The organism is Paenibacillus sp. N3/727, assembly GCF_022637315.1.
Classification (GTDB): Bacteria; Bacillota; Bacilli; order Paenibacillales; family Paenibacillaceae; genus Paenibacillus_AQ; species Paenibacillus_AQ uliginis.
In genome coordinates, this window is the sequence record NZ_CP093336.1 from 4,469,748 (window position 1) to 4,489,378 (window position 19,631).

Sequence of the window (19,631 nt, forward strand, 5' to 3'; positions counted from 1 at the left end):
TTTCGTTAACTGCTCTAGTACAGCAGCCGGATCATTTCCTTCTCCGTGATTATGGTTAGCGGTTGTGCCAACAGGCGGCCTGTAACAAGGCAATGCTCAAACATAACAAGCATAGAGACCCCGCTCAATTTCTCCTCCGGAAGATATCGCAGCAGAGGTACCGTAGGCTCTAAGTACACATCTCCCAATCCAATCGACTGACCGGATCCATCAGTAATGGCATACTGACCTTCTGTGTTTTGGCAGACCCGGGAAACTTGTAGCAGCATAACCGGATTTTTATCACTTAGTGGATTTTTCAGCTGATTCTTCACCTTTTTAACAGCTTCTGTATACGAATTGGCTGAGAAGGCCTTAATCCACTCCAAATCCTGTGTTGTCACTGGTTTAGAGTTCATCTCTTCAAAGCGTACCCGCCGGTTCATGTCTCCCGGATAGCGGTATAACACAGAAATATGAGCTGCTTCGAAGAAGCTGTCATCCTCACGCATTAGCTTCGCAGCCTTATAAGGACGGTACTGGATCGTGCGGTGGATTTCTCCACTGTCCTTCTGAATCCAGTATCCAATGTCCACATACTCCTGCCGCGCATCATCCGCATAACTGAGAAAAGAAAGCTGGATCAGTTCCACCTGCTCACTAACCAGTCCAAAGTTTTGCAGCTCGGTCAGCTGCCACGCGTGCCCCAGCCACTCTTCGATCGTCGATTCATGATCAAGCGCCATCTCCGGATCTTCCAGCTTCGCGGTTAAATAGAGTCGCCCTTTTTTAATAAAAGCGTTCATGACCGCAAGCTGCTCGGCAGCATAGGTATAGGCCTTCTCTTGATCCTCAGAATCCAACAACAGCAGCGACAGACGGCGCAACTCATTCTGAGCGCCTGACAAATAATAATTGCCCATTTGCTTTACATGATCTTGAATCAGCTTCAATTCTTTTTTATCCATGGTGCCAAGCCCGTTCCGGATCAGTGAGTGGATCAGCTTCTCCAGTACGTCCAAGCCCTCCAATTGAGTAGTGATTTTCTTTTTAAGTGCGGATTTATTAACCTTCTTGGGCTTGGGTGCTACCCCTTCTGCAGCTTCCTTGATCTTCCGCTCTTCCCGTTTCTCGGCCTTCTCCCGCTTCGCCGCCAGATCTTCCGGCACCACACCAGACGAAAACGCTGCACCATCTGCATAAGCATATAGCAGCCCAAGCACATGCTTGCAGGGAAGCTGTCTGCTAGGACATGTACAGCGCATGACCGGTTTCTCAGGTATCGCAAAATCAGCGGACGGTTGGTAATAAGAGCTACCGCTGCCCGCACATGTACCGAACAGTACGACTTTATCCTCTGAGTGATTCAGCTGCAAGAACCGCCCCTTTTTAACAAGGCCCTGCCCATTCTTAATGGCTGCACTATTCGGTGCAAGCGAATCGATCCATGTCTCTGTAATTTCAACCAAACTCATACCCTCCTACATCAAATCGCTACTGGAACATAAATAATAATAATATCCTTTACCTTAAATCATACCTAATCTCTGGTAATCTCCGTACCCTGCTTTAGACCTATTTAAGAACACTCATTCTTATTTTTTAGGATTCCATTTCTTTTAATGGTCAATAATGGAACATAAATGTGCATTACAGGGGTCTTGGCTCCCACTTTATACGATGTTTGGTAATACGATATATGGCCGATTTCATTAAATCGCTCTTCCCCACAAAACTCCTGCCTAATAAAAAAACGCAACCCTATTCAGGCTGCGTGTAACATTATATGTTGAAGGTCAATCACTTACCGCCACGATAACACACTATCTTTGCGGATGCTTGAGGACAGACGTTCCACTATTTCTCCATGTTTGGCTTTTGGGGAGTGGACGCGGACAGGAGATCCGCTATTATCCATCAACCAAGGAAAGTTTGCTGCCATCCTCTTCATGTTTATATGTACAGTACGCTTTAGACTCAGATAATCTGAATTTCTCAACGCCATTAAAGCGCGTGATCGTTAAAGTTCCCATGATGTTACTCCTTCGGCATATCGGTTTTCGTTATCGTTTTGGATCATTATGGTCTAAATCACTGTATCGTTATGGTTTGTTTCTCTGATCGTTCATCGCTTTAATGCTTGTATTAACCTCATCCAGCGTCTTTTGCAGCTTCTCCATTCTTCTCAGCCCAGAATATTGATTACCAATAATCCCGAATAGCCCGATCAGCAAAATAACAAACACAAAAAACTCCATCAACACGTCCTCACTTTCTGTGCGTAAAAATGCTTATTGAGCTTCTCTTTCTTTTTGAGACAATTTCCATTTCTTTAGAACGATCAAATACAATTTATCTATGCTCATTGGCAGACCCGATTCGGCGATATTGATTGGAGTATCTACCAATCCTTGATTCGCACGCATCAACAGCTTCTTAAAGCCGGTTTGTTGTAACATAAACTTTTCCGGATGATACAACTTAATTCCGATCATTCTCTGGTTCATCATGCTGTAAAGTTCAATGTTTTTGATCTCTTCCCATTTGATTAACCTGCTTGAATGTATGAGGACTGATCCGTTATTCCTTCATCGTTAATGATCAAGGAAGGCGCCTCACATATCATCCAGTTGTTGTTGTCGTCATATAATAACGATTATTGATCACCTATCAATTTAAGCTCTTTATAGTTTCTTACAATATAGTTGAAGCCTGAATAGATCGTCATCACAACTGCCAGCATCATAATCACATAATCGATTGGAATGGTCGTGAAGAAGCTAAATGGAACGTTACCCAACAATACGGCAGTTATACCCATGACCTGAAGAACCATTTTAAATTTACCATACTGATCAGCCGAAAGAGCGATTTTCTGGGCAGCCGCAACCATCCTTAGTCCTGTGATAACAAATTCCCGGCCAATAATAACGACAGCAACCCAAGTTGAAATCAACTCTTGCTGGACCATCATGACAAGTGCCACAGAGATCAAAAGTTTATCAGCTAAGGGGTCGAGCAGCTTGCCAAGGTTCGTAATTTGATTGTATTTTCTGGCTATATACCCATCCAATTTATCTGTAGCAGAGGCCACAACAAATAACACAGCAGCGATATACACGCCATTTTGATTGACAAACTGGAAGAAAGATAGACGGTCTGTCAACCAGCTTGGATACTGAACAAAAAATAACATGAAAAACGGTATGAGCAAAATTCTGGATATTGTGATCTTGTTGGCTAAGTTCATGACCTATTTCTCTCCTTCCTTGAACTACTTATTAAACTCAATATAGAAAGGATCTTTATGATTCAGACAATACTCGATCCGCTCCCTGAAATTTTTCCATGTTACCATTTGCAGCGCTTCATCGATTTCATAATAGAATATGAGCAAGGGCTTGACCGATATCCTTGTGTTTAAAAGTGTATCCAGCTCTCTCTAACCGCTCAGGAATAACCCAGCGGCTTTTCATAATGAGCTCGGTTTCCGTTTTAATCATGATCGCCCCCATTTCAAGCAGCCATTTAGGAGAAGGCAATCCAATTTTCACATTCATCGTTTCCCTCAGCTGAGCCATCAGCTCACGGTTCGTAACCGGATGTGGGGATGAGCAGTTAAACACGCCATTCAGTTCTTTCCGTTCCTGCAGGAACTGTATAGTGCCAAATATATCTTCAATATGGATCCAGCTGAACATTTGGTTTCCCGGACCTTGGACTCCACCGAGCCCAAATCGAACGAGATTTTTGAAAGGGGTCATCACACCGCCGCCTGGCCCAAGCACGATAGCAATTCGCAGCGCAACCTGTCTTGTCTGTGGCAGCTGAAAAGAGAAAAATGCCTTCTCCCATTCCTTAGCTACATCCACCGAAAATCCCGTTCCAATTTCCCCACTCTCTTCGGTCATGGGGCGATCCTCGGCATGCCTGTATATCGTAGCTGTACTTGAGTTAATCCAAAGTTTAGGAGGGTTCCCACACTTTTTTAACGCTTTTCCTAGTATTCGTGTTGTTTCCGTTCTGGATCTCAGTATTTCTTTCTTGTTCTTTTCATTGTACCGACAGTCCACGGACTTACCTGCAAGATTGATTAACATATCGGAGTAATTAATGGCTTCTACAATCTCTTTATGATTATTCCAGGAAATATGCTGTTCCTGCCTAGAAATGATATGGACATCATAACCAAGTGTACGGTACTTGTCTTCGAGAAACTTACCAATAAACCCTGTTCCGCCTGCAAGAACTATTTTTTTTCGCATATGATCAGCTCACTTCTCTTATAGTAGACTAGGTAAAACTGTAACGACTATACAGAAAATGGTGTGCTCTATGTCATAGATATTCGATTCAACAGTTGCCAGTTCCTTCAAAAAAATAACACTGATTCTTCCGTACATGCAAAAAAGGCGCTGCAGTACTTGAACTTCAAACGCCTTGAATGTATCTTATCACATAGTATTCACAATAAATTGTAAACAACTTCTACGCCACCATTCTTGCTTCAAAGTAATAGGATGGATATTCAAACTGGGATTGAACCGAAGTCGAGTAAGCACCCACTACAATAAGAACTTCTTGATCTCCCTGAACAAGCCTCAATACCTCGTCTACTTCTCCATTTACATATGCCGTAGCGATTGCGTTTAGCCTAATCCTAGCTTCTTCTTCCTGAGGTACGACTATTTCATCTTCAATATCATGCTCCACAGCTTGAAGTTCTTTTCGTGCACGATGATATGCAGCCTTAACGGCCCCTTCTGTCGACTGAAGTTTCTCGGCTGTCTCCGCCACAGAATAACCTAATACACTTCGCATCAGCAATACCGTTCTCTGAAGAGGAGACAAATGTTTCATCAGAAAATGAAATGCCATTTCCATGTTGAGGGTACTACTATCCATTACGGCATCCCCATCTTCCTTAGCCTGCTCCCGTTCCTTATCCAGTATCCGTTCGAATACTTTTCTTCGACGTATTTGATCAATCCACGCATTCTTGGCTGTTCGCAGGAGCAAAGCCTGAGGGTTGTTATGCTGCTGATCCTTTATCTTCTCCAGGGATTTTAACCATGTATCCTGTACGAGATCTTCGGAATCCCACACGGATTGAGTAAGGGAGAGACAGTACCTGTTGAGAAGAGCGTTCAACTGTTCCAGATTATTGTCTTCCGGCTCATGCAATGTATTTAATGGATTGGTCATCTTTCACAGTCAGCTCCTTATCCGTTCTTTAGATTATCTTATATGTAAACGAACAAAGCATTCATTACGTTACGCTATTCCTATAAACTTTTTCTGGTGCATACTCCGTACCTTTTAGCATCACCTAATCGTTTACCTGTTGTTAAATATCTTAAACACAGGAGGTAATACCATGTCCAATTATATCCCTTATGTTGTTGAGCAAAGTAGCCGAGGCGAAAGATCATATGACATCTATTCAAGACTTCTGAAAGACCGGATTATATTTGTAGGCTCTGAAATTAATGATGCAATCGCTAACAGCGTAATTGCTCAGCTTCTGTTGCTCGCGGCCGAAGATCCGGAAAAAGACATACACATGTATATCAACAGTCCTGGGGGCTCGGTTAGCGCCGGTTTCGGTATTTTTGATACGATGCAGCACATTAAGCCACAGGTTCAGACCATATGCACAGGCTTAGCTGCTTCGTGGGGATCCATGCTGCTGCTCGCTGGTGCCAAGAGTAAACGCTTCGCACTCCCAAACAGTGAAATTATGATACATCAACCGCATGGGGGCGTTCAAGGTCAGGCAAGCGATATCGCCATCAGTGCGAAACGGATTCTTAAAACCCGTGAAAAAATTGTCCAAATCACAGCAGATCGGACGGGACAGCCCATAGAAAAGATAGAAAGAGACATGGACCGGGATTACTTCATGTCTGCAGATGAAGCTGTGGAGTACGGCATCATTGACAAGGTAATAACATCGCTCTAGCCTGATTTGAAAAAAGCCACCGAAAGGTGGTTTTTTGTCTCGAGATGGATCACTTCGTCAACAGGCTTAGTGTATTGGTCATTATTCTCCCGATTCATGCGAATATCCACCAGAACAAAAATAATTGGACTACAATCATCACTAATCCAAGAATCAACAGCATTTTGCCGGTATCCTGCTTGTCACGGTCATCACTGAAAGAAACAACGCCCCCTACAATAAGTCCAACGATCGGAATCACAATGGTAGAGATTACAATCAGTGTCATCGCAACATTGTCGGGAGTTGGTGTCAAATCCTCATCGTACTGATAATACGGCTGTGGTGATGAAATTCGGGATACCAACGTCCCACAGTACTTGCACTTCAAAGCACCTTCCTCTAATGATTCATGACAATGACTGCAAACCGATGATTTTGATAAAGACCCACTATATTTTTTATCTGAATTTAATGTACCCTGGGGGACAACGTCTCTTAACGAACTGCTGCATACAACACACACATGAGCGGTTTCTTTATTGCCTTCGCCACATCCGGGACAGACTTTAACAGCCATGAGGGAACCTCCTTTTCATTCACCTTGCTCTTTAGGGAATACTGAGTCCTTCCACACCATAGCAAACTTCTTTCCGCTACTTCCTCCGTCCAATATAAAGTAAATGTGAAGACGTCCCTAAAATATACGGATTCCCCGCTTCCTTATATATAACCTCCATAACCTCTCTGAACTCATCATCCCCACGAGAACGCCAATAATCGAACTGCTCGGACTGAAATGAGCCAGCAATGCTTGAAGAGGCAATCAACTGAATACTTTCAAAACCATGTGATTCCATAAACGGCTGGATTTCATCAATATTAAAATAGTAGGCTCCCGTAAATCTTCCTTCATCGCTATGATTAAAAATGCCCGTTTCCATAAATGTGGAGATATCATGGATATTATCATTGGGCTTCCAGTGTTGAGGATATAAGAGTGAAGTCGTTAAGTGTCTCGTTCTGGTCATAAACGCCGCAAATACAACACCGCCACCCTTCGTCACCCGATAAAGTTCCTTCACTGCTTGATTCCGGTCCTGCTTCTCTTGCAGATGATACAACGGCCCTAACATTAAAGAAGCATCGAATTGCTCATCTTCAAACAGGTCAAGATTTCTGGCATCGGCCGCTTTAAAAGCTTTGAATTGATCAAGTAATTCAAAATCCTTGGCTTTCTCATAAGCAACTTCCACCAAACGGGGTGTCAGATCTGTTAATGACATATCATATCCTCGCTTCGCCAGTTCCATAGCATATTTCCCCGGCCCGGCTCCGTTATCCAATATATGACCATGGAGCGGCAGATACTTCGTGATATAGTGCAGATTTATAAGAAACTCTATAGGCTCCCGATCCAGACGGCCCCATTCATCGAATTGATTATAATATTTCAGGATATGATCCATATAAATGCTCCTTTAATTGTTTAAAATAATCCAGCTTCTCATCAATGAACTCATCACCGTAATCTATGCTGCCGGTAATATGCGGATCACTAAGACATAGTCCCATCAACCATAGCTGTCTGATACCAACAAAGATAGGCACAGCCCGAAGGTCATTTTCCGATAAAGCTCTAATCGAATGGTAACCTTCAATAAAAGCACTCCATAACCGCTCTAATTGATCGGGATCATGACTCAATCGAACCTCTCTTGCTAGACGGAATTCTGCAATATCATATGCACGCCAACCATATCCGCACAGATCAAAATCATAGTGAGTCATGACTAAATCTTTGGTGAAACTGACGTTGGTATTTCCGTGCAGATCTCCATGGCATATCCCCCAATCTAATTGATTTAATGGGATATCCAGCAAGGCTTGCTCCAGCGCTTTCCCAACCTCTTTAATAAATTCAAAATCATCTTTTCGATACCCCATGCCAGCTTCAATGATATCAAGTGATTGATTGATTAAATAATACAAATTGAGCTGCGGTCTGGCATAATCGCTTTTAAAACTGTCACCTTGTAAATGAATATTTGCAACGGCTTTTCCAAAAGCACTGCTGATTTCTTCATTATCTATTCCTCTTTCGCTTCCTTCTGCAAAGGTGAACAATACACCAAATCGTCGACCTTCCGGAGCGTCAATGGCTTGAATAAACTCCCCATGAATGTCCGCTATAGGTAAAGAGACTGAAATCCTATTCTGACTAAGATGACGTAATAGCTCCAATTCAAAAGCGATTTCCGAATACTCTTTCCTCCAATCTCCACGATAAACTCTAAAGATGAATTTTTCATCGGATGTGGTGGTTACCAAGTAGGTGTCATTCATTCCTCGTAGGTAGTAACTCGTCTTCAATAAATTTTGTATGCTGTACTGCGTTCTTAAATATTGTGCAAGCGCTTTATCAGAAAGCGTTGAATAGGTTACTGGAAAATACATATGCTGAACACATCCTTAGTTAATTTTCCGCTGATTCCTTCACAAAATCTTCTTTCATCTCTTCTTCTAGATCATAAATAGACCACGCTGCTTCCAGCAGGTTCCCCTCATTGTCTCTAAAATAAAAATACATGGCTTCTCCAGCACCGAGGGATTGCAACGGTTGCACATCAACCCCATTAGTCTTAAGGAATTCGTGCGTTTGTTCAATATCTGGGCAATTCATAGCCATAATCGGAAAAAGTTGACCGTTTCTGGATATTTGCAATCTCTCCTGATCCTCGGTTTCAATCAACAATAAAGCAATCGAATATTTGCCGGGATGATGCAGTACCGCGAGAAATGAGCCCCGATCCTGAAATTTATCGATTAGCTGAAATTCAAGATGTTTGGTATACCATTCAATGGAAGCATCAATATTGGATGTAGGGACATACACATACCCAACTCTAGTGAATAAAAATTCATTTTTCATAGTACACTCTCCCATAAAAATTATTTCTTAATAATTGGAAAATGCAGTCTCATTTCGGTTTCATTACGTTCATGAGCGGAGTGAATTTTCATATACATTTCAAAACCATAAGTTCCTGCAAGTTCATACTCTGATGTACTAACCCATGTGTATATTTGATCATAGGCCGAACCTGCGTTATCAATGTTTCCGCTTCATTATGTAACTGCTTTCATTATACGTTATATAGAAACCTAAATTCCATATTAAGCTAATGCATCCTATGTTTTCTGCAAATCTAATAGATTAAAGTTCAAAATAAAAAAGCCTGGAACACAAAGTTCCAGACTGCTTTTACTCTAACCGCACCAATATTATGATTGATTCAACGTGTACAAATAGAAGCCATAATCGGTTGGAGTCCCGGATGACCAAGCTTATTTCGACTCACCATATGTACGGATACCCTTAAGAAAAAAATCAATCAACAGCTGTAAACTGCAATCGGGATCAATTGGAATATTGAAGTTTCCGGTTTGCTCCAACGATGCAAAACCGTGTAGGAGACTATGCAATCCGCGAACAGTATGGATGGCTGCATCTCCCTCCAATCCGTATGCGCCAAGTACACGAACGAGAAGTTCTACGGGCTGAACTGCAATTTTTTGGGTTTCTTCATGCTGCCAATCCGGTGTACGAACAAGAGCGTCATATAATCCCGGATGCTCCCGAGCAAACGTTATGTAAGCTTTAGCAATGGCATGTACGGCATCGTCTTGCGCACGTCCTACCGCTGCATGTGTCATCACATCATTCAATCGTTTCATTCCATGCATCGCAAGCTTATGACGAAGTCCAGGCAGTCCATCCACGTGATTGTACAATGAAGGCGAACGAATTCCCAACTTCTTGGAGAGGGAGGCCAATGTTACCTCATCCAAGCCTTCTGTATCCGCAATTTCTGTGGCCGCTTGTAATATGATCTGCAAATCCAGCTTCACTCGTGACATCTGTACTTTCATCTCCTCAAAATAATCATTCATTTATTGATAAATAGGGCAGGACCCAAATATTAATACTAATAATAATTTAACTAATATGATTAGTTAATGTCAACTAAAAAAGCAACTTCGCGCTTTTATTTTTTCTACTCCATGTTTAGTGTTGTAAGCATACAGGCTATTTATTAATTTTATAAAATGGACTCTTGAAAAATCTATTATATATCTGTCTTCCCTGGTTTCCAGCCAACCTGCTGACTCCACGAATGTGCCTTCCTGGCAATCTCCCAAATGACAGGCTCTTTCTCTTCCACATATCGTTCACGCTCATATTGATACTTCTCTGCCAATTGATATTTCACGTCTGCATACCTCTTACAATCAGCCAGATGTTCACGTAAATAATCTCTAAACAGAAGCGCGAACTGCTCTGGCCAACTGCCCGATTCACGAACATGTATGTGGGTTCTTCTCATGCTGCCGCTCTCCCGAAAATAACGTTTCGTTAGGTCTGGATTGTCAGCTCTATAGATGTAACCGAGTGCCTCTAACCCCAACCTGTAATCCATCGGTTCCAATGAATCTACGGATATTTGAATATCGATGACGGGCTTCGCATCAAGTCCTGTAACAGAGGTTGAACCTATATGATCAATTCGCACTGCAATTTCACCCAGAGCCTGTCTTATTTGTCCGCCAATCATCTGAAATTCATCTTTCCAAGTCTTATCGTAAGGTACTACAATTACGGGATCAGACATCGTTGTCTCCCTCTGCTTCATCTTCTTTCACTACTTTTACTTTTAATAAAAGCACTACGGCATCTTTCTTGATCATTTTATCCATTGCCTGGCTGTCTTGATAATCAAAGCCTTCAATCGTATTATTCTTTCCTTGCCGGTACACCGCTAACAATTTGGTCTCTCCGGATTCCAGGCTAACCTTTTCACTTCCAATGGCATAATCCCAGACGTTAAACGATGCTGAGTTATTTAGGATCTGGTTGTCTATTCGAATAGGTGGTGCTTTCACATTATGTGAATACATAAATATCGAACCTGCCTCACTAATAGGATTAATTAATCCAAAACCCATATGGCCTTCTTCAACCTGTTGTGGACTTTTACCGTAGCTTAGTTCGATTAAGTGAAATGGATCCATTTTTTGACCATTCTGATAACCCTCGACCCAAATATTAACCCAGCTCTGATCCGCATAGGGTAGCTTGAAATCAAAGTCGTACAAAACACCTAAGCCCAATTCCTTGTATACTTTTTCGTATTCCAAATTTTCATTGGCAGAAATAAATGCTACATTATTTTCTGGCGTGGTATCTTTGCTGCAGCCAAGTAGACCTAGCAGTAAGACCATGATAACCACGGGCCAAACTATACGACGTATATTTTTCAAAAACGCTCTCCCCTCCTTATTCTCTTCACCGTTAGTTCGATCTGTAAACAGTAAATTGAATTAAGCCATTCTTAATTGAGGCCATATATCTAACCATTTCTTAGTACTTACTCTGGAATTAAAATATGCTTCGTCTTTAAAATATGGACTTTTACGAACAATCAACTGAAACAAATCTTCCAGTCCATGAGGCGCTATCACTTCAATATTCATATCGTCGTCAAGACGGATTCCAACAGCAGTTACCGTCTCTGGCCATCTCTTCATTGCATCTGCCACAGAGACAAATGGATCATCTTGGTTTTTTGTATGCATGCGGGCTTGATTCTTCACAGACCAGTTATATTTATCGTATTGATTTATTAGCTGGATATCATAATATTTTTCCGACTCTTCTCGAAGATCAGTTGGATCAAAGTATAGAATATCTACATCGTTCAGTGGGGTTCGGTCTGTATAGCCATGAAGGTAATCCCAAACAAAATTTCGTACATAACCGGCCGCTATACACCAATGCGGCAATCCCAATTGCCGTACCCATTCCAGATCTCTCATTAAATTTTCGTTAGTCTTCAAAATATCGATTAGTTTTTCTTCTAAATTCAAATTAAACTCCTCCTTCTAAAAACATTAAATATTTCCTAGGTAATATTCGTGTCACAACCAGCTCTATTATCGGTTTCAGTTCATCTGGAATTTCGATGTTTCAAATAATACATAAGGCCGGCCCGATCCACGTTGGAAAATAGCATCGGATCTTGATTCATCAATTTACGAATGTCATCTACCGGTCTCCAGTGTACCTTCTCCGTGTTATCGCCGTTCTCGGTTAGATCACCTGTCACGGTACAAACAAAATACATACCCATTGAATCAATAGGCCCATTCACCGTTTGATAAACACAAAAAGGCTTTACGCATTCTACCTCGAACTCAGCGTTAATGCCTATGGTGTCAATTCTTGTGTCTTGATCTTCCACCCTGACGACTTTCAATCCCGTTTCCTCGAATACTTCCCTATACAAACCATCGAGTATAGGCTCAAACAGCTCTAATCTTCCTCCAGGCAGTTCTAAAACTTCAGGTTCCCCTGGCTTAACACGGGTTTGAATGATGAGTTCGGTAACTCCGTTATTCTCTCGTTCAATGAAGGCCCTTGCATTAACAAAAAACATATCAAATCACCGCCCTCTGGGTCCCTTTTTAACGATTCTTCTACGTATTTTTATGCAGCTTATAGTTGTTGTATTGCATATCATCTATCTCTAAGACGTTAATCAAAGCGAAGCCACACTTCTGTATAACTTTATTCGAAGGTAGGTTATGTACTAATGCCAGTGCGCAAAGTTCCTCGACATGGGTATTCTCAAATAAATACTTGGTAAGTCCTCGCACAGCCTGAGTGGTATACCCTTGGCCTCGATGATCCTGCGATATGGCATACATAACCTCTCTTTTAGGTTCGGGTAATTCATCTTTAATTCCTGTACAGCACCAACCGATAAACTCACCCGTCTCTTGTGAACTACCCATCACTTAAAACCTCACGGTTTTTGAAGTGGGGGCTTCTCGACTTATCGCTGCTTTTAGTAGCCAGCGAAAACTGACCGAGCCATCCCTCTCGTTCCAAGAGGTCTTTTTGCTATACTAACGCTAATAAGCGCAGTCCTTCATTTTTGATATTGATCGAAGCATTCCAGTCTCGATCTGCTACAAATCCACAATCACAGTGGAATGTCCGCTCAGAAAGAGATAGGGACTTCCTTTTGCGACCGCAACTTGAACAAGTTTTGGATGATGGAAACCACTTATCTATTTTGATAAGCTTCTTACCTTGTTCTTCTAACTTGTATTGTAGATATGTCGTGAACATACCCCAGGCATTATCAGCAACACTTTTACCAAAATGGAGAGCTTGTGACATTCCCTTCATGCTGAGGTCTTCGATCACCACGCAATCATATCGTTTCGCTAATACGTGTGATTCCTTATGTAGAAAGTCTTTTCGCCCATTTGCAATCTTTTCATGTAGCTTTGCTACTTTCAACCGCTGTTTATGCCAGCGATTAGAGCCTTTCATTCTATGCGATAGAATACGCTGTTCCTTCGCTAATTTTTCCAGGGCCTGGCGATAGAAACGTGGATAATTGGCTGTCTTACCCTCATTACTATCGACAAATAAGCCATTCATGGAAAAATCTAAGCCAATAACAGCATGTACTTCTTTTGGTACAGGTTGATGTTCATACTCGGTGAGGATCGAAACATAGTATTTTCCCGTTTTCGTTCGGGAAACGCTGCAAGACTTGATGATATGATATGACGGAATTTCCCGATGCTGCTTCATCTTCATGAGTTTTAGTTTCGGTAATTTAATATAGCCATCCAAAAGCATAATGTTTCCGTTCACCACATTGGTTGTGTAGGATTGTTTTGCCTTACGGTTTTTGAACTTGGGGAATTCAGCACGACCAGAAAAGAAGTTTTGATATGCCTTCTGCAAATTGAGTTGTGCGTTCGCTAGTGCAAGGCTGTCTACTTCCTTTAGCCAAGGGTACGCACTCTTGTATTTTGCAGGTGTAGGTAGTTTTTGCTTCATCAATGCTTCTTTGTCATCCTTGAATTGCTCATAGGTTTCCTTTCGTTCAGCCAGCATTTTGTTGTAGACGAAACGAACAGAGCCGAAGGTTTTTGCAAGAAGTTGCTCTTGTTCTTGAGTCGGGTACAGACGGAACTTATATGCTTTGTTTGCCATATCGAATCACCTCACTTCATTACGCTGTGACTGCAATTTTTAACTCCTCATATGCGTCTCTGAGCCAGGGATGTATCACTTTGAGCGATTCCTTGTGTTCCCATAAGTAATTAATATAAGAAAAAGCACCATGGGCTAATGAAACTTCCAGTTTTCGATGAAGTTCTTGTATGTATGGAGGAGTGCCTGACTGGTCCCATGCTATTTTGTCTGCCACAAATAAAACCTGATCCAGCTTACTTGAATTTCTCCTCAGTGTCGTATGACATCCAACAGCATCCAATATCTCGGCATTCGTGATTTTGAATATTTCTTTAGCCATTACTTTCGATATCTTCTGATGAATAATCATTGGAAAAGCTTCTTCTTCAGCTAGAATATCAATTTGCAGCTCCTTTGCAACCGCAATCCGTTCGTTATTTGGAATTACCGCACTAATATCATGTAGCCATCCTGCGATTTCTGCTTCATCCGGGTTTGCATTAAATAATGTGGCAACTCTCCTAGCCTCCGTCCCGACCTCCATACAATGCTCAGCAGTCTTCGAACAATGATTGGAGATTAGGAACGATTGTATATCCTGCTTCAGGTCGTGTGTGAATTTCATATTACTAGTTAGTTCTTTCAAGATGGCTTGCATTGCAATTCCCCCCTGCATATTCATCTACTTTTATGACAAGGATACCTCTATGATTGTATCAGCTATCCAGTAAAAGCTCTTTTGTTGTGAGAGCCATTATACCTGTACACGTAACCTCCAGCTTCCTTATCGACATCGAGATTTTTTCTTAGAAAGCGCACTCAAATTTCCGGTATATCTATTCAGCTCTGCCCTGGAAGTGTATGCTAATGATGCAGCTATAAACGCCTTGATGACAACACGCAATTCAGAACGGAGGTTGAGTCAATGATACCAGATCCTTCCCATTCATTGGAAGAACATTACTTACATGTTGTAATTGAAAAATTTTTAGAGTTAAAGCAATCTGCGGAACGTACATTTGAACAACTAAATAGTGACGATTGGAATTGGTCTTACAATGCGGACTCGAACAGCATCGCTGTCATCGTGAAACATATGAGCGGCAATATGATTTCGCGATGGACAGATTTTCTAACGACGAATGGTGAAAAGCCGAATCGCAATCGAGATGAAGAATTTGAAAACGAGCTTATGTCTGAAGAAATGCTGCTTGAGGTGTGGAACCGCGGATGGGAAGTATTTTTGAACACATTACGTACCCTAGCTCCCCAAGATCTATTAAGCACTGTATTCATTCGCGAGCAACCACACTCGGTCATGGAAGCTATAGAGCGTCAGATGTCTCATTACTCTTATCATGTCGGGCAGATCGTATATGTCGCAAAACTTCGGAAGTCGGATGACTGGAAGTCCTTGACCATACCTAGGAAGAAATAAACAAAGCGCCCATTCCTCATCTATCCGAGAATGGGCGCTTAAGTTTACGTTTACGAAAAGAATAGATTACCCGCTTCATCTAGCTATTGTCGCATGCAGCGGCAGCTTGACAATAAAGGTTGTCCCCCCCCCTTTTGTGCTGGTCACTTCAATCGTACCATTATGAAGCTGTACAATCTTTTGCACAATAGACAAACCTAAGCCATTGCCACCTTGCTCTCGATTACGGGAGGCATCTGCCTTAAAGAAACGTTCAAACACATGTGGAAGATGCGCTTCGCCAATGCCTATGCCGCTATCCTCCACTCGCACCTCAACATGATGTTCCGATACCTTCATATCTATCGAAATAGAGCCTTTATCCGGCGTGAACTTGATCGCATTATGAATCAGATTCACCCATACTTGGCTGAGCATATCTTCATCTGCAAAAATATTTGCTTTATCCAGGTTCAAATCCAACTCCAATTCCTTCGCATTCCATTGCGGTTCACTAACAAGAACGAGATTTCGAAGCTGACTGTCTAAGCGAAAGAATTGTGGTTCGATAGGGTGATGATCCGATTCCAACGAAGTCAATTTAAGCAGATTGTCGCTTAATTTGGACAACCGCATCGTTTCCAATTCAATAATTTGAAGATAATGCTGACGTTCGTGTTCACTTAATTCATCATTTTGCAGAGCTCGCGCAAACCCGCGTATCGAGGTTAAAGGAGATTGAATTTCGTGTGATACATTTGATATAAATTCTTGGCGCATCTTCTCCATCTGCCCCAGTTCACCAGCCATCTGGTTTATGCTCTCGACCAACGTTCCATATTCGTTTTCAAAATCTTCATGCTGCTTAATAGTAACGTCAAAATCACCTTTCGATATCCTTTTCACAGCATCAACTATAGACTGATAGAATGCAAGATGCTTGTTTCGCGCAAATGGTACAAATAGGCCACAAACAGCGCTAAATAGAAGCAAAGCAACAACATTTACCACGACAAATGCCCAATAATCTATCAAGTCCCAGCCTAACCATTTCATTAGCAATGGGGTGATATAGTATGATATGGACCAAGCTGCAAACATCATGAGCAGTATGGTAGCTATGCTAAAAATAAACTTAATCCTTCGCCATGCCTTCGTTTTCATGAACGCCCTTATTCTTTGTATCAGACTCATCCGAGTACCTCTAACCGATAACCAAGTCCTCTGATCGTCTTGATCCTAAAAGCATAGTTGTCTTCAGGGAACCTTTCGCGCAAACGGTTAATATGAACATCCAGTGTTCTCTCGTTTCCCTCAAAGTCATATCCCCATATATCTTCAATCAATTGTTCCCTCGAAAATGTCTTGTCGGGATAACCTCCAAGCTTAAACAGCAATTCGAATTCCTTCATCGGAAGTGAGAACTTCTGTTTGGATGAAGTCACTTCAAGGGTCTGTCTGTTCATACTCACTTGACCGAACTGAACGGTTTGCGATACAGCGATCTGATAACGTCTAAGCAGTGCCTTTACCCGAACGACCAATTCCATCGGATCAAATGGCTTTACCAAGTAATCATCCGTCCCAAGATTGAATCCTTTCACTTTTTGCGTGGTTTCTCCTTTAGCGGTCAGCATGAGCAGAGGAATATCGTACATAGATCTAAGTTCACGACATAGCTCCCAGCCATCCATATTAGGCATCATGATATCAAGTACGACCAGATCGGCTCTGTCTGCCTCCATTTTATCCAGCGCCTCTACCCCGTCGGAAGCTTCAATAGTCCTGAAGCCTTCCTTTTGCAGGAATACAGAAACTAATTCTCGAATGTGAGGGTCGTCATCTACAATTAAGATCGTTATCATGCTGTTCTATACCGCCTTTCCCTATTACCCGTTAAGAGCCGTATTGTTCTTGTATACGCAGCTGCTGCGTCGCGAATTCCCGATACATCGCATGGTTCTCCAACAATTTCTCGTGAGTGCCGTTGCCTGTTAATTTGCCTTTCTCGATAAACAAGATCTGGTCAGCATCAACTACCGTTGACAACCGGTGGGCAATAACCAAGGTAGTACGACCCTTCATCAGGTTGTTTAATGCTTTTTGCACAACGATCTCGGACTTGCTGTCCAAGCTGGAAGTGGCTTCATCCAGCATTAAGATATGCGGATTACGAAGCAATGCTCTCGCTATAGCAACTCGTTGGCGTTGTCCGCCTGACAACTTAACGCCGCGTTCACCGACTTCTGTCTCGTAACCTTCCGTTAACTCGCGGATGAAGCCGTCCGCGTATGCCATTTCAGCTGCTCGCTCCAACTCCTCCTGCGTAACTTCCCGATTCATCCCATAGCAAATATTTTCCCGAATCGTACCATCAATTAATGGACTCTCTTGCGATACATATCCGATCTGGGAGCGCCACGATTGCAGCGAAAATTCGTTAATCCCGTCCTGTCCTAACTTGATTATACCTGAAGTAGGCAAGTAGAAACGTTCGAAGAGCGAGAATAAAGTCGTCTTTCCGCCGCCACTCGGTCCAACGATAGCCGTTACTTTCCCAGGCTTGATCGTAAAGCTGATATCTTCAAGAATGGGCTCACCTTCAACGTAAGCAAAATGCACATGCTCGACTGCGATCGGTTGATTGGCCTTAGCGACCTCTTTGCCATTCACGTGGTCCTCTTCCTTAGTATCAAGAATAGAGATCATGTGCTCAGTTGCACCAATAGCTTTTTGAAGTTGTGTAAAGAACATGGACAATTGGCTCATTGGCATCACAATTTGAATCAGATACAGAATGAAGGCAACCAACTCGCCCGCAGATAACGCACCAGAAGAGACTCGCATCCCGCCATATCCAATAATGACAACCAGTAGGACCATAAGTACAAAGGACATGATCGGGGATATCAGCGCTTGTACTACACCTTCCTTAACCCCGAACCGAAATAAACTTTGGATGCCTTTGTTACCGTTCTCGTACTCCCGCGACTCCGCGTTGGATGCTTTCACAAGTCGGATCTCAGAGAGTACTTGGCTTAATACAGCCGTGAAGGATGCCGTTTCATCTTGGAGGCCTTTTGATATTTTAAACATTTGCTTTCCGAGGGGGAATAAAACGAGTGCCGAAAGCGGAATAACTACCAGCATAATGAGCGTCATCTGCCAGTCTAAATACAGCAGCACGATAAACGAACCAATAACAGACACGATACCTGTAAAGAAACTTGCAAGGTGTTCAGTAATAAATCCTTTAATAATGCCTGTATCATTCGTAATTCGGCTAACGGTCTCTCCGGTCTTATTCTGATCGTAGTAGGATACCGGAAGTACCAGCATCTTTTTCCATAGCCGATCCCTTAAGCTCGCAACCACCTTTTGCCCAATCAGATTCAACATATAAATAGACAAACCTGCGGCAATTGCCTGAATAATAAACGCAACCGCCAGCGCGACGATCTGCATCGTATCCAACTTAGCTATGGAGAAATTGTCCACCATGCCCTTCGTAAACATCGGGATAACCAACGCCACAGCAGTTGAGCCTATACTCATAAACAAAGCGACCATTAACATTAATTTCGATGGCTTTGTCTCGTTAATTACGTTCATAAATTGGCGCCAGTTGCTGATTGAACCTTTTGTTGATTCCATTTCTAATTCCATGACTTCCACTCCTTCTTTAGCACAGCATCAGCTATTGCATACATTATAATCCACGAATTTAAACGGAATTTAAACGGCCAAGTAGAAACGTCTTCGTCGTTTCTTTCAAAGGACGACGGCGTTTCGTTTACGCAAACTGATGATTTTAGTCGTGAGTGGATTAAAATAACCTGCGATATGTATTTTCGCACCGCGTGTAGCTCCCAGCGCGCGGTACGGTGTTGCATGCCAGCGATCGACTATATGCGGACGGACTCAGGTTCCGTTATTTCGAGGAATTTCGTCATTAAACATGAGGTTGCGGACTGACAGGCCGTTATTTGCGCCTAATCAAGCGGAACCGGGTGTATTTTGAGGAAATAGCGGACTCTCAGTCCGTAACGATTGCAAAACTCGTCGATTGCAGCAAATAACGGAATGTAAGTCCACCAGATTAATCCGGTTTATCGCAGTGGAAGCAATTGCTTTTGCAATAGAGGCCGGACTAATCGGACTTATCCGGAATGCGCTCCCGCTCCGGGTTCAGGGCGTTATCTCATACGAATCACTATCGATAAACGCCGATTAAC

The 19,631-nt window shown here is 42.4% G+C and carries 24 protein-coding genes; 2 read left to right on the top strand and 22 right to left on the bottom strand.

Annotated elements, in window-relative coordinates:
• Positions 1 to 14 precede the first annotated feature (14 nt).
• The 6 genes from MNQ98_RS20620 to MNQ98_RS20645 all read right to left on the bottom strand — a co-directional run bounded on the left by MNQ98_RS20620 (position 15) and on the right by MNQ98_RS20645 (position 5,184).
• Positions 15 to 1,448, bottom strand: coding sequence for an SWIM zinc finger family protein (locus tag MNQ98_RS20620; RefSeq protein WP_241929915.1), 1,434 nt, complete (start codon positions 1,446 to 1,448; stop codon positions 15 to 17).
• Positions 1,449 to 2,081: 633 nt separating this feature from the next.
• Positions 2,082 to 2,237, bottom strand: coding sequence for a hypothetical protein (locus tag MNQ98_RS20625; RefSeq protein ID WP_241929916.1), 156 nt, complete (start codon positions 2,235 to 2,237; stop codon positions 2,082 to 2,084).
• Between the two features lie 33 nt (positions 2,238 to 2,270).
• Positions 2,271 to 2,489 (bottom strand): STM3941 family protein, encoded by a 219-nt coding sequence (locus MNQ98_RS20630; protein ID WP_347272224.1) that lies wholly within the window; start codon positions 2,487 to 2,489, stop codon positions 2,271 to 2,273.
• A 146-nt stretch (positions 2,490 to 2,635) separates the two neighbouring features.
• Positions 2,636 to 3,229 carry a CDP-diacylglycerol--glycerol-3-phosphate 3-phosphatidyltransferase gene (gene pgsA, locus MNQ98_RS20635; protein ID WP_241929918.1) on the bottom strand — a complete coding sequence of 198 codons (594 nt, stop codon included), beginning with the start codon at positions 3,227 to 3,229 and terminating at the stop codon, positions 2,636 to 2,638.
• 127 nt (positions 3,230 to 3,356) lie between these two features.
• The gene (locus tag MNQ98_RS20640; RefSeq protein ID WP_241929919.1) at positions 3,357 to 4,244 is read right to left on the bottom strand and encodes a TIGR01777 family oxidoreductase; all 888 of its coding nucleotides are present in this window, start codon (positions 4,242 to 4,244) and stop codon (positions 3,357 to 3,359) included.
• A 223-nt stretch (positions 4,245 to 4,467) separates the two neighbouring features.
• Positions 4,468 to 5,184, bottom strand: coding sequence for an RNA polymerase sigma factor (locus MNQ98_RS20645; RefSeq protein WP_241929920.1), 717 nt, complete (start codon positions 5,182 to 5,184; stop codon positions 4,468 to 4,470).
• Positions 5,185 to 5,356: 172 nt separating this feature from the next.
• Here MNQ98_RS20645 and clpP point away from each other — a divergent pair, with 172 nt between their 5' ends.
• Complete coding sequence (gene clpP / locus MNQ98_RS20650) at positions 5,357 to 5,941, top strand: ATP-dependent Clp endopeptidase proteolytic subunit ClpP (protein WP_241929921.1); 585 nt, start codon at positions 5,357 to 5,359, stop codon at positions 5,939 to 5,941.
• 94 nt (positions 5,942 to 6,035) lie between these two features.
• Here the strand turns inward: clpP and MNQ98_RS20655 are convergent, their stop codons facing one another.
• From MNQ98_RS20655 to yqeK, 13 genes are all read right to left on the bottom strand, one after another.
• Complete coding sequence (locus MNQ98_RS20655; RefSeq protein WP_241929922.1) at positions 6,036 to 6,500, bottom strand: double zinc ribbon domain-containing protein; 465 nt, start codon at positions 6,498 to 6,500, stop codon at positions 6,036 to 6,038.
• 76 nt (positions 6,501 to 6,576) lie between these two features.
• Entirely contained in the window at positions 6,577 to 7,389 is an 813-nt protein-coding gene (locus MNQ98_RS20660) for a class I SAM-dependent methyltransferase (protein WP_241929923.1), read from the bottom strand.
• Positions 7,364 to 8,377: a phosphotransferase gene (locus MNQ98_RS20665; RefSeq protein ID WP_241929924.1), complete on the bottom strand. Its 1,014-nt coding sequence runs from the start codon at positions 8,375 to 8,377 to the stop codon at positions 7,364 to 7,366. Before MNQ98_RS20665 ends, MNQ98_RS20660 begins: the two co-directional genes overlap by 26 nt.
• Before the next feature lie 19 nt (positions 8,378 to 8,396).
• Positions 8,397 to 8,852, bottom strand: coding sequence for a VOC family protein (locus tag MNQ98_RS20670; RefSeq protein WP_241929925.1), 456 nt, complete (start codon positions 8,850 to 8,852; stop codon positions 8,397 to 8,399).
• Between the two features lie 20 nt (positions 8,853 to 8,872).
• Positions 8,873 to 9,037, bottom strand: coding sequence for a hypothetical protein (locus tag MNQ98_RS29930; RefSeq protein ID WP_481856779.1), 165 nt, complete (start codon positions 9,035 to 9,037; stop codon positions 8,873 to 8,875).
• 231 nt (positions 9,038 to 9,268) lie between these two features.
• Positions 9,269 to 9,841: a TetR/AcrR family transcriptional regulator gene (locus MNQ98_RS20675; protein ID WP_241929926.1), complete on the bottom strand. Its 573-nt coding sequence runs from the start codon at positions 9,839 to 9,841 to the stop codon at positions 9,269 to 9,271.
• Between the two features lie 209 nt (positions 9,842 to 10,050).
• A complete protein-coding gene (locus MNQ98_RS20680) occupies positions 10,051 to 10,593 on the bottom strand; it encodes a GrpB family protein (RefSeq protein WP_241929927.1) in 543 nt (180 codons plus the stop codon).
• Entirely contained in the window at positions 10,586 to 11,242 is a 657-nt protein-coding gene (locus MNQ98_RS20685; RefSeq protein WP_241929928.1) for a hypothetical protein, read from the bottom strand. The genes MNQ98_RS20680 and MNQ98_RS20685 overlap by 8 nt, the downstream gene beginning before the upstream one ends.
• A 60-nt stretch (positions 11,243 to 11,302) precedes the next feature.
• The gene (locus tag MNQ98_RS20690) at positions 11,303 to 11,848 is read right to left on the bottom strand and encodes a nucleotidyltransferase family protein (RefSeq protein WP_241929929.1); all 546 of its coding nucleotides are present in this window, start codon (positions 11,846 to 11,848) and stop codon (positions 11,303 to 11,305) included.
• 80 nt (positions 11,849 to 11,928) lie between these two features.
• The gene (locus MNQ98_RS20695) at positions 11,929 to 12,417 is read right to left on the bottom strand and encodes an NUDIX hydrolase (protein ID WP_241929930.1); all 489 of its coding nucleotides are present in this window, start codon (positions 12,415 to 12,417) and stop codon (positions 11,929 to 11,931) included.
• Between the two features lie 40 nt (positions 12,418 to 12,457).
• Entirely contained in the window at positions 12,458 to 12,775 is a 318-nt protein-coding gene (locus MNQ98_RS20700; RefSeq protein ID WP_241929931.1) for a GNAT family N-acetyltransferase, read from the bottom strand.
• A gap of 109 nt (positions 12,776 to 12,884) precedes the next feature.
• Complete coding sequence (locus tag MNQ98_RS20705) at positions 12,885 to 13,997, bottom strand: transposase (RefSeq protein ID WP_241929932.1); 1,113 nt, start codon at positions 13,995 to 13,997, stop codon at positions 12,885 to 12,887.
• A gap of 19 nt (positions 13,998 to 14,016) precedes the next feature.
• Positions 14,017 to 14,637, bottom strand: a complete 621-nt coding sequence (gene yqeK, locus MNQ98_RS20710; protein ID WP_241929933.1) for a bis(5'-nucleosyl)-tetraphosphatase (symmetrical) YqeK — start codon at positions 14,635 to 14,637, stop codon at positions 14,017 to 14,019.
• A 267-nt stretch (positions 14,638 to 14,904) separates the two neighbouring features.
• Between yqeK and MNQ98_RS20715 the strand changes: the two genes are divergently transcribed.
• On the top strand, positions 14,905 to 15,417 hold the full coding sequence (locus MNQ98_RS20715; protein ID WP_241929934.1) for a DUF1572 family protein: 513 nt from the start codon (positions 14,905 to 14,907) through the stop codon (positions 15,415 to 15,417).
• 75 nt (positions 15,418 to 15,492) lie between these two features.
• On the opposite strand, the gene MNQ98_RS20720 is transcribed toward MNQ98_RS20715, so the two are convergent.
• From MNQ98_RS20720 to MNQ98_RS20730, 3 genes are read right to left on the bottom strand one after another with little or no spacing between them, the layout of a single operon-like run.
• The gene (locus tag MNQ98_RS20720) at positions 15,493 to 16,590 is read right to left on the bottom strand and encodes a sensor histidine kinase (RefSeq protein WP_277883677.1); all 1,098 of its coding nucleotides are present in this window, start codon (positions 16,588 to 16,590) and stop codon (positions 15,493 to 15,495) included.
• The gene (locus tag MNQ98_RS20725; RefSeq protein WP_241929935.1) at positions 16,587 to 17,261 is read right to left on the bottom strand and encodes a response regulator transcription factor; all 675 of its coding nucleotides are present in this window, start codon (positions 17,259 to 17,261) and stop codon (positions 16,587 to 16,589) included. Before MNQ98_RS20725 ends, MNQ98_RS20720 begins: the two co-directional genes overlap by 4 nt.
• 31 nt (positions 17,262 to 17,292) lie before the next feature.
• Positions 17,293 to 19,062, bottom strand: a complete 1,770-nt coding sequence (locus MNQ98_RS20730) for an ABC transporter ATP-binding protein (protein WP_277883678.1) — start codon at positions 19,060 to 19,062, stop codon at positions 17,293 to 17,295.
• Positions 19,063 to 19,631: the final 569 nt, after the last annotated feature.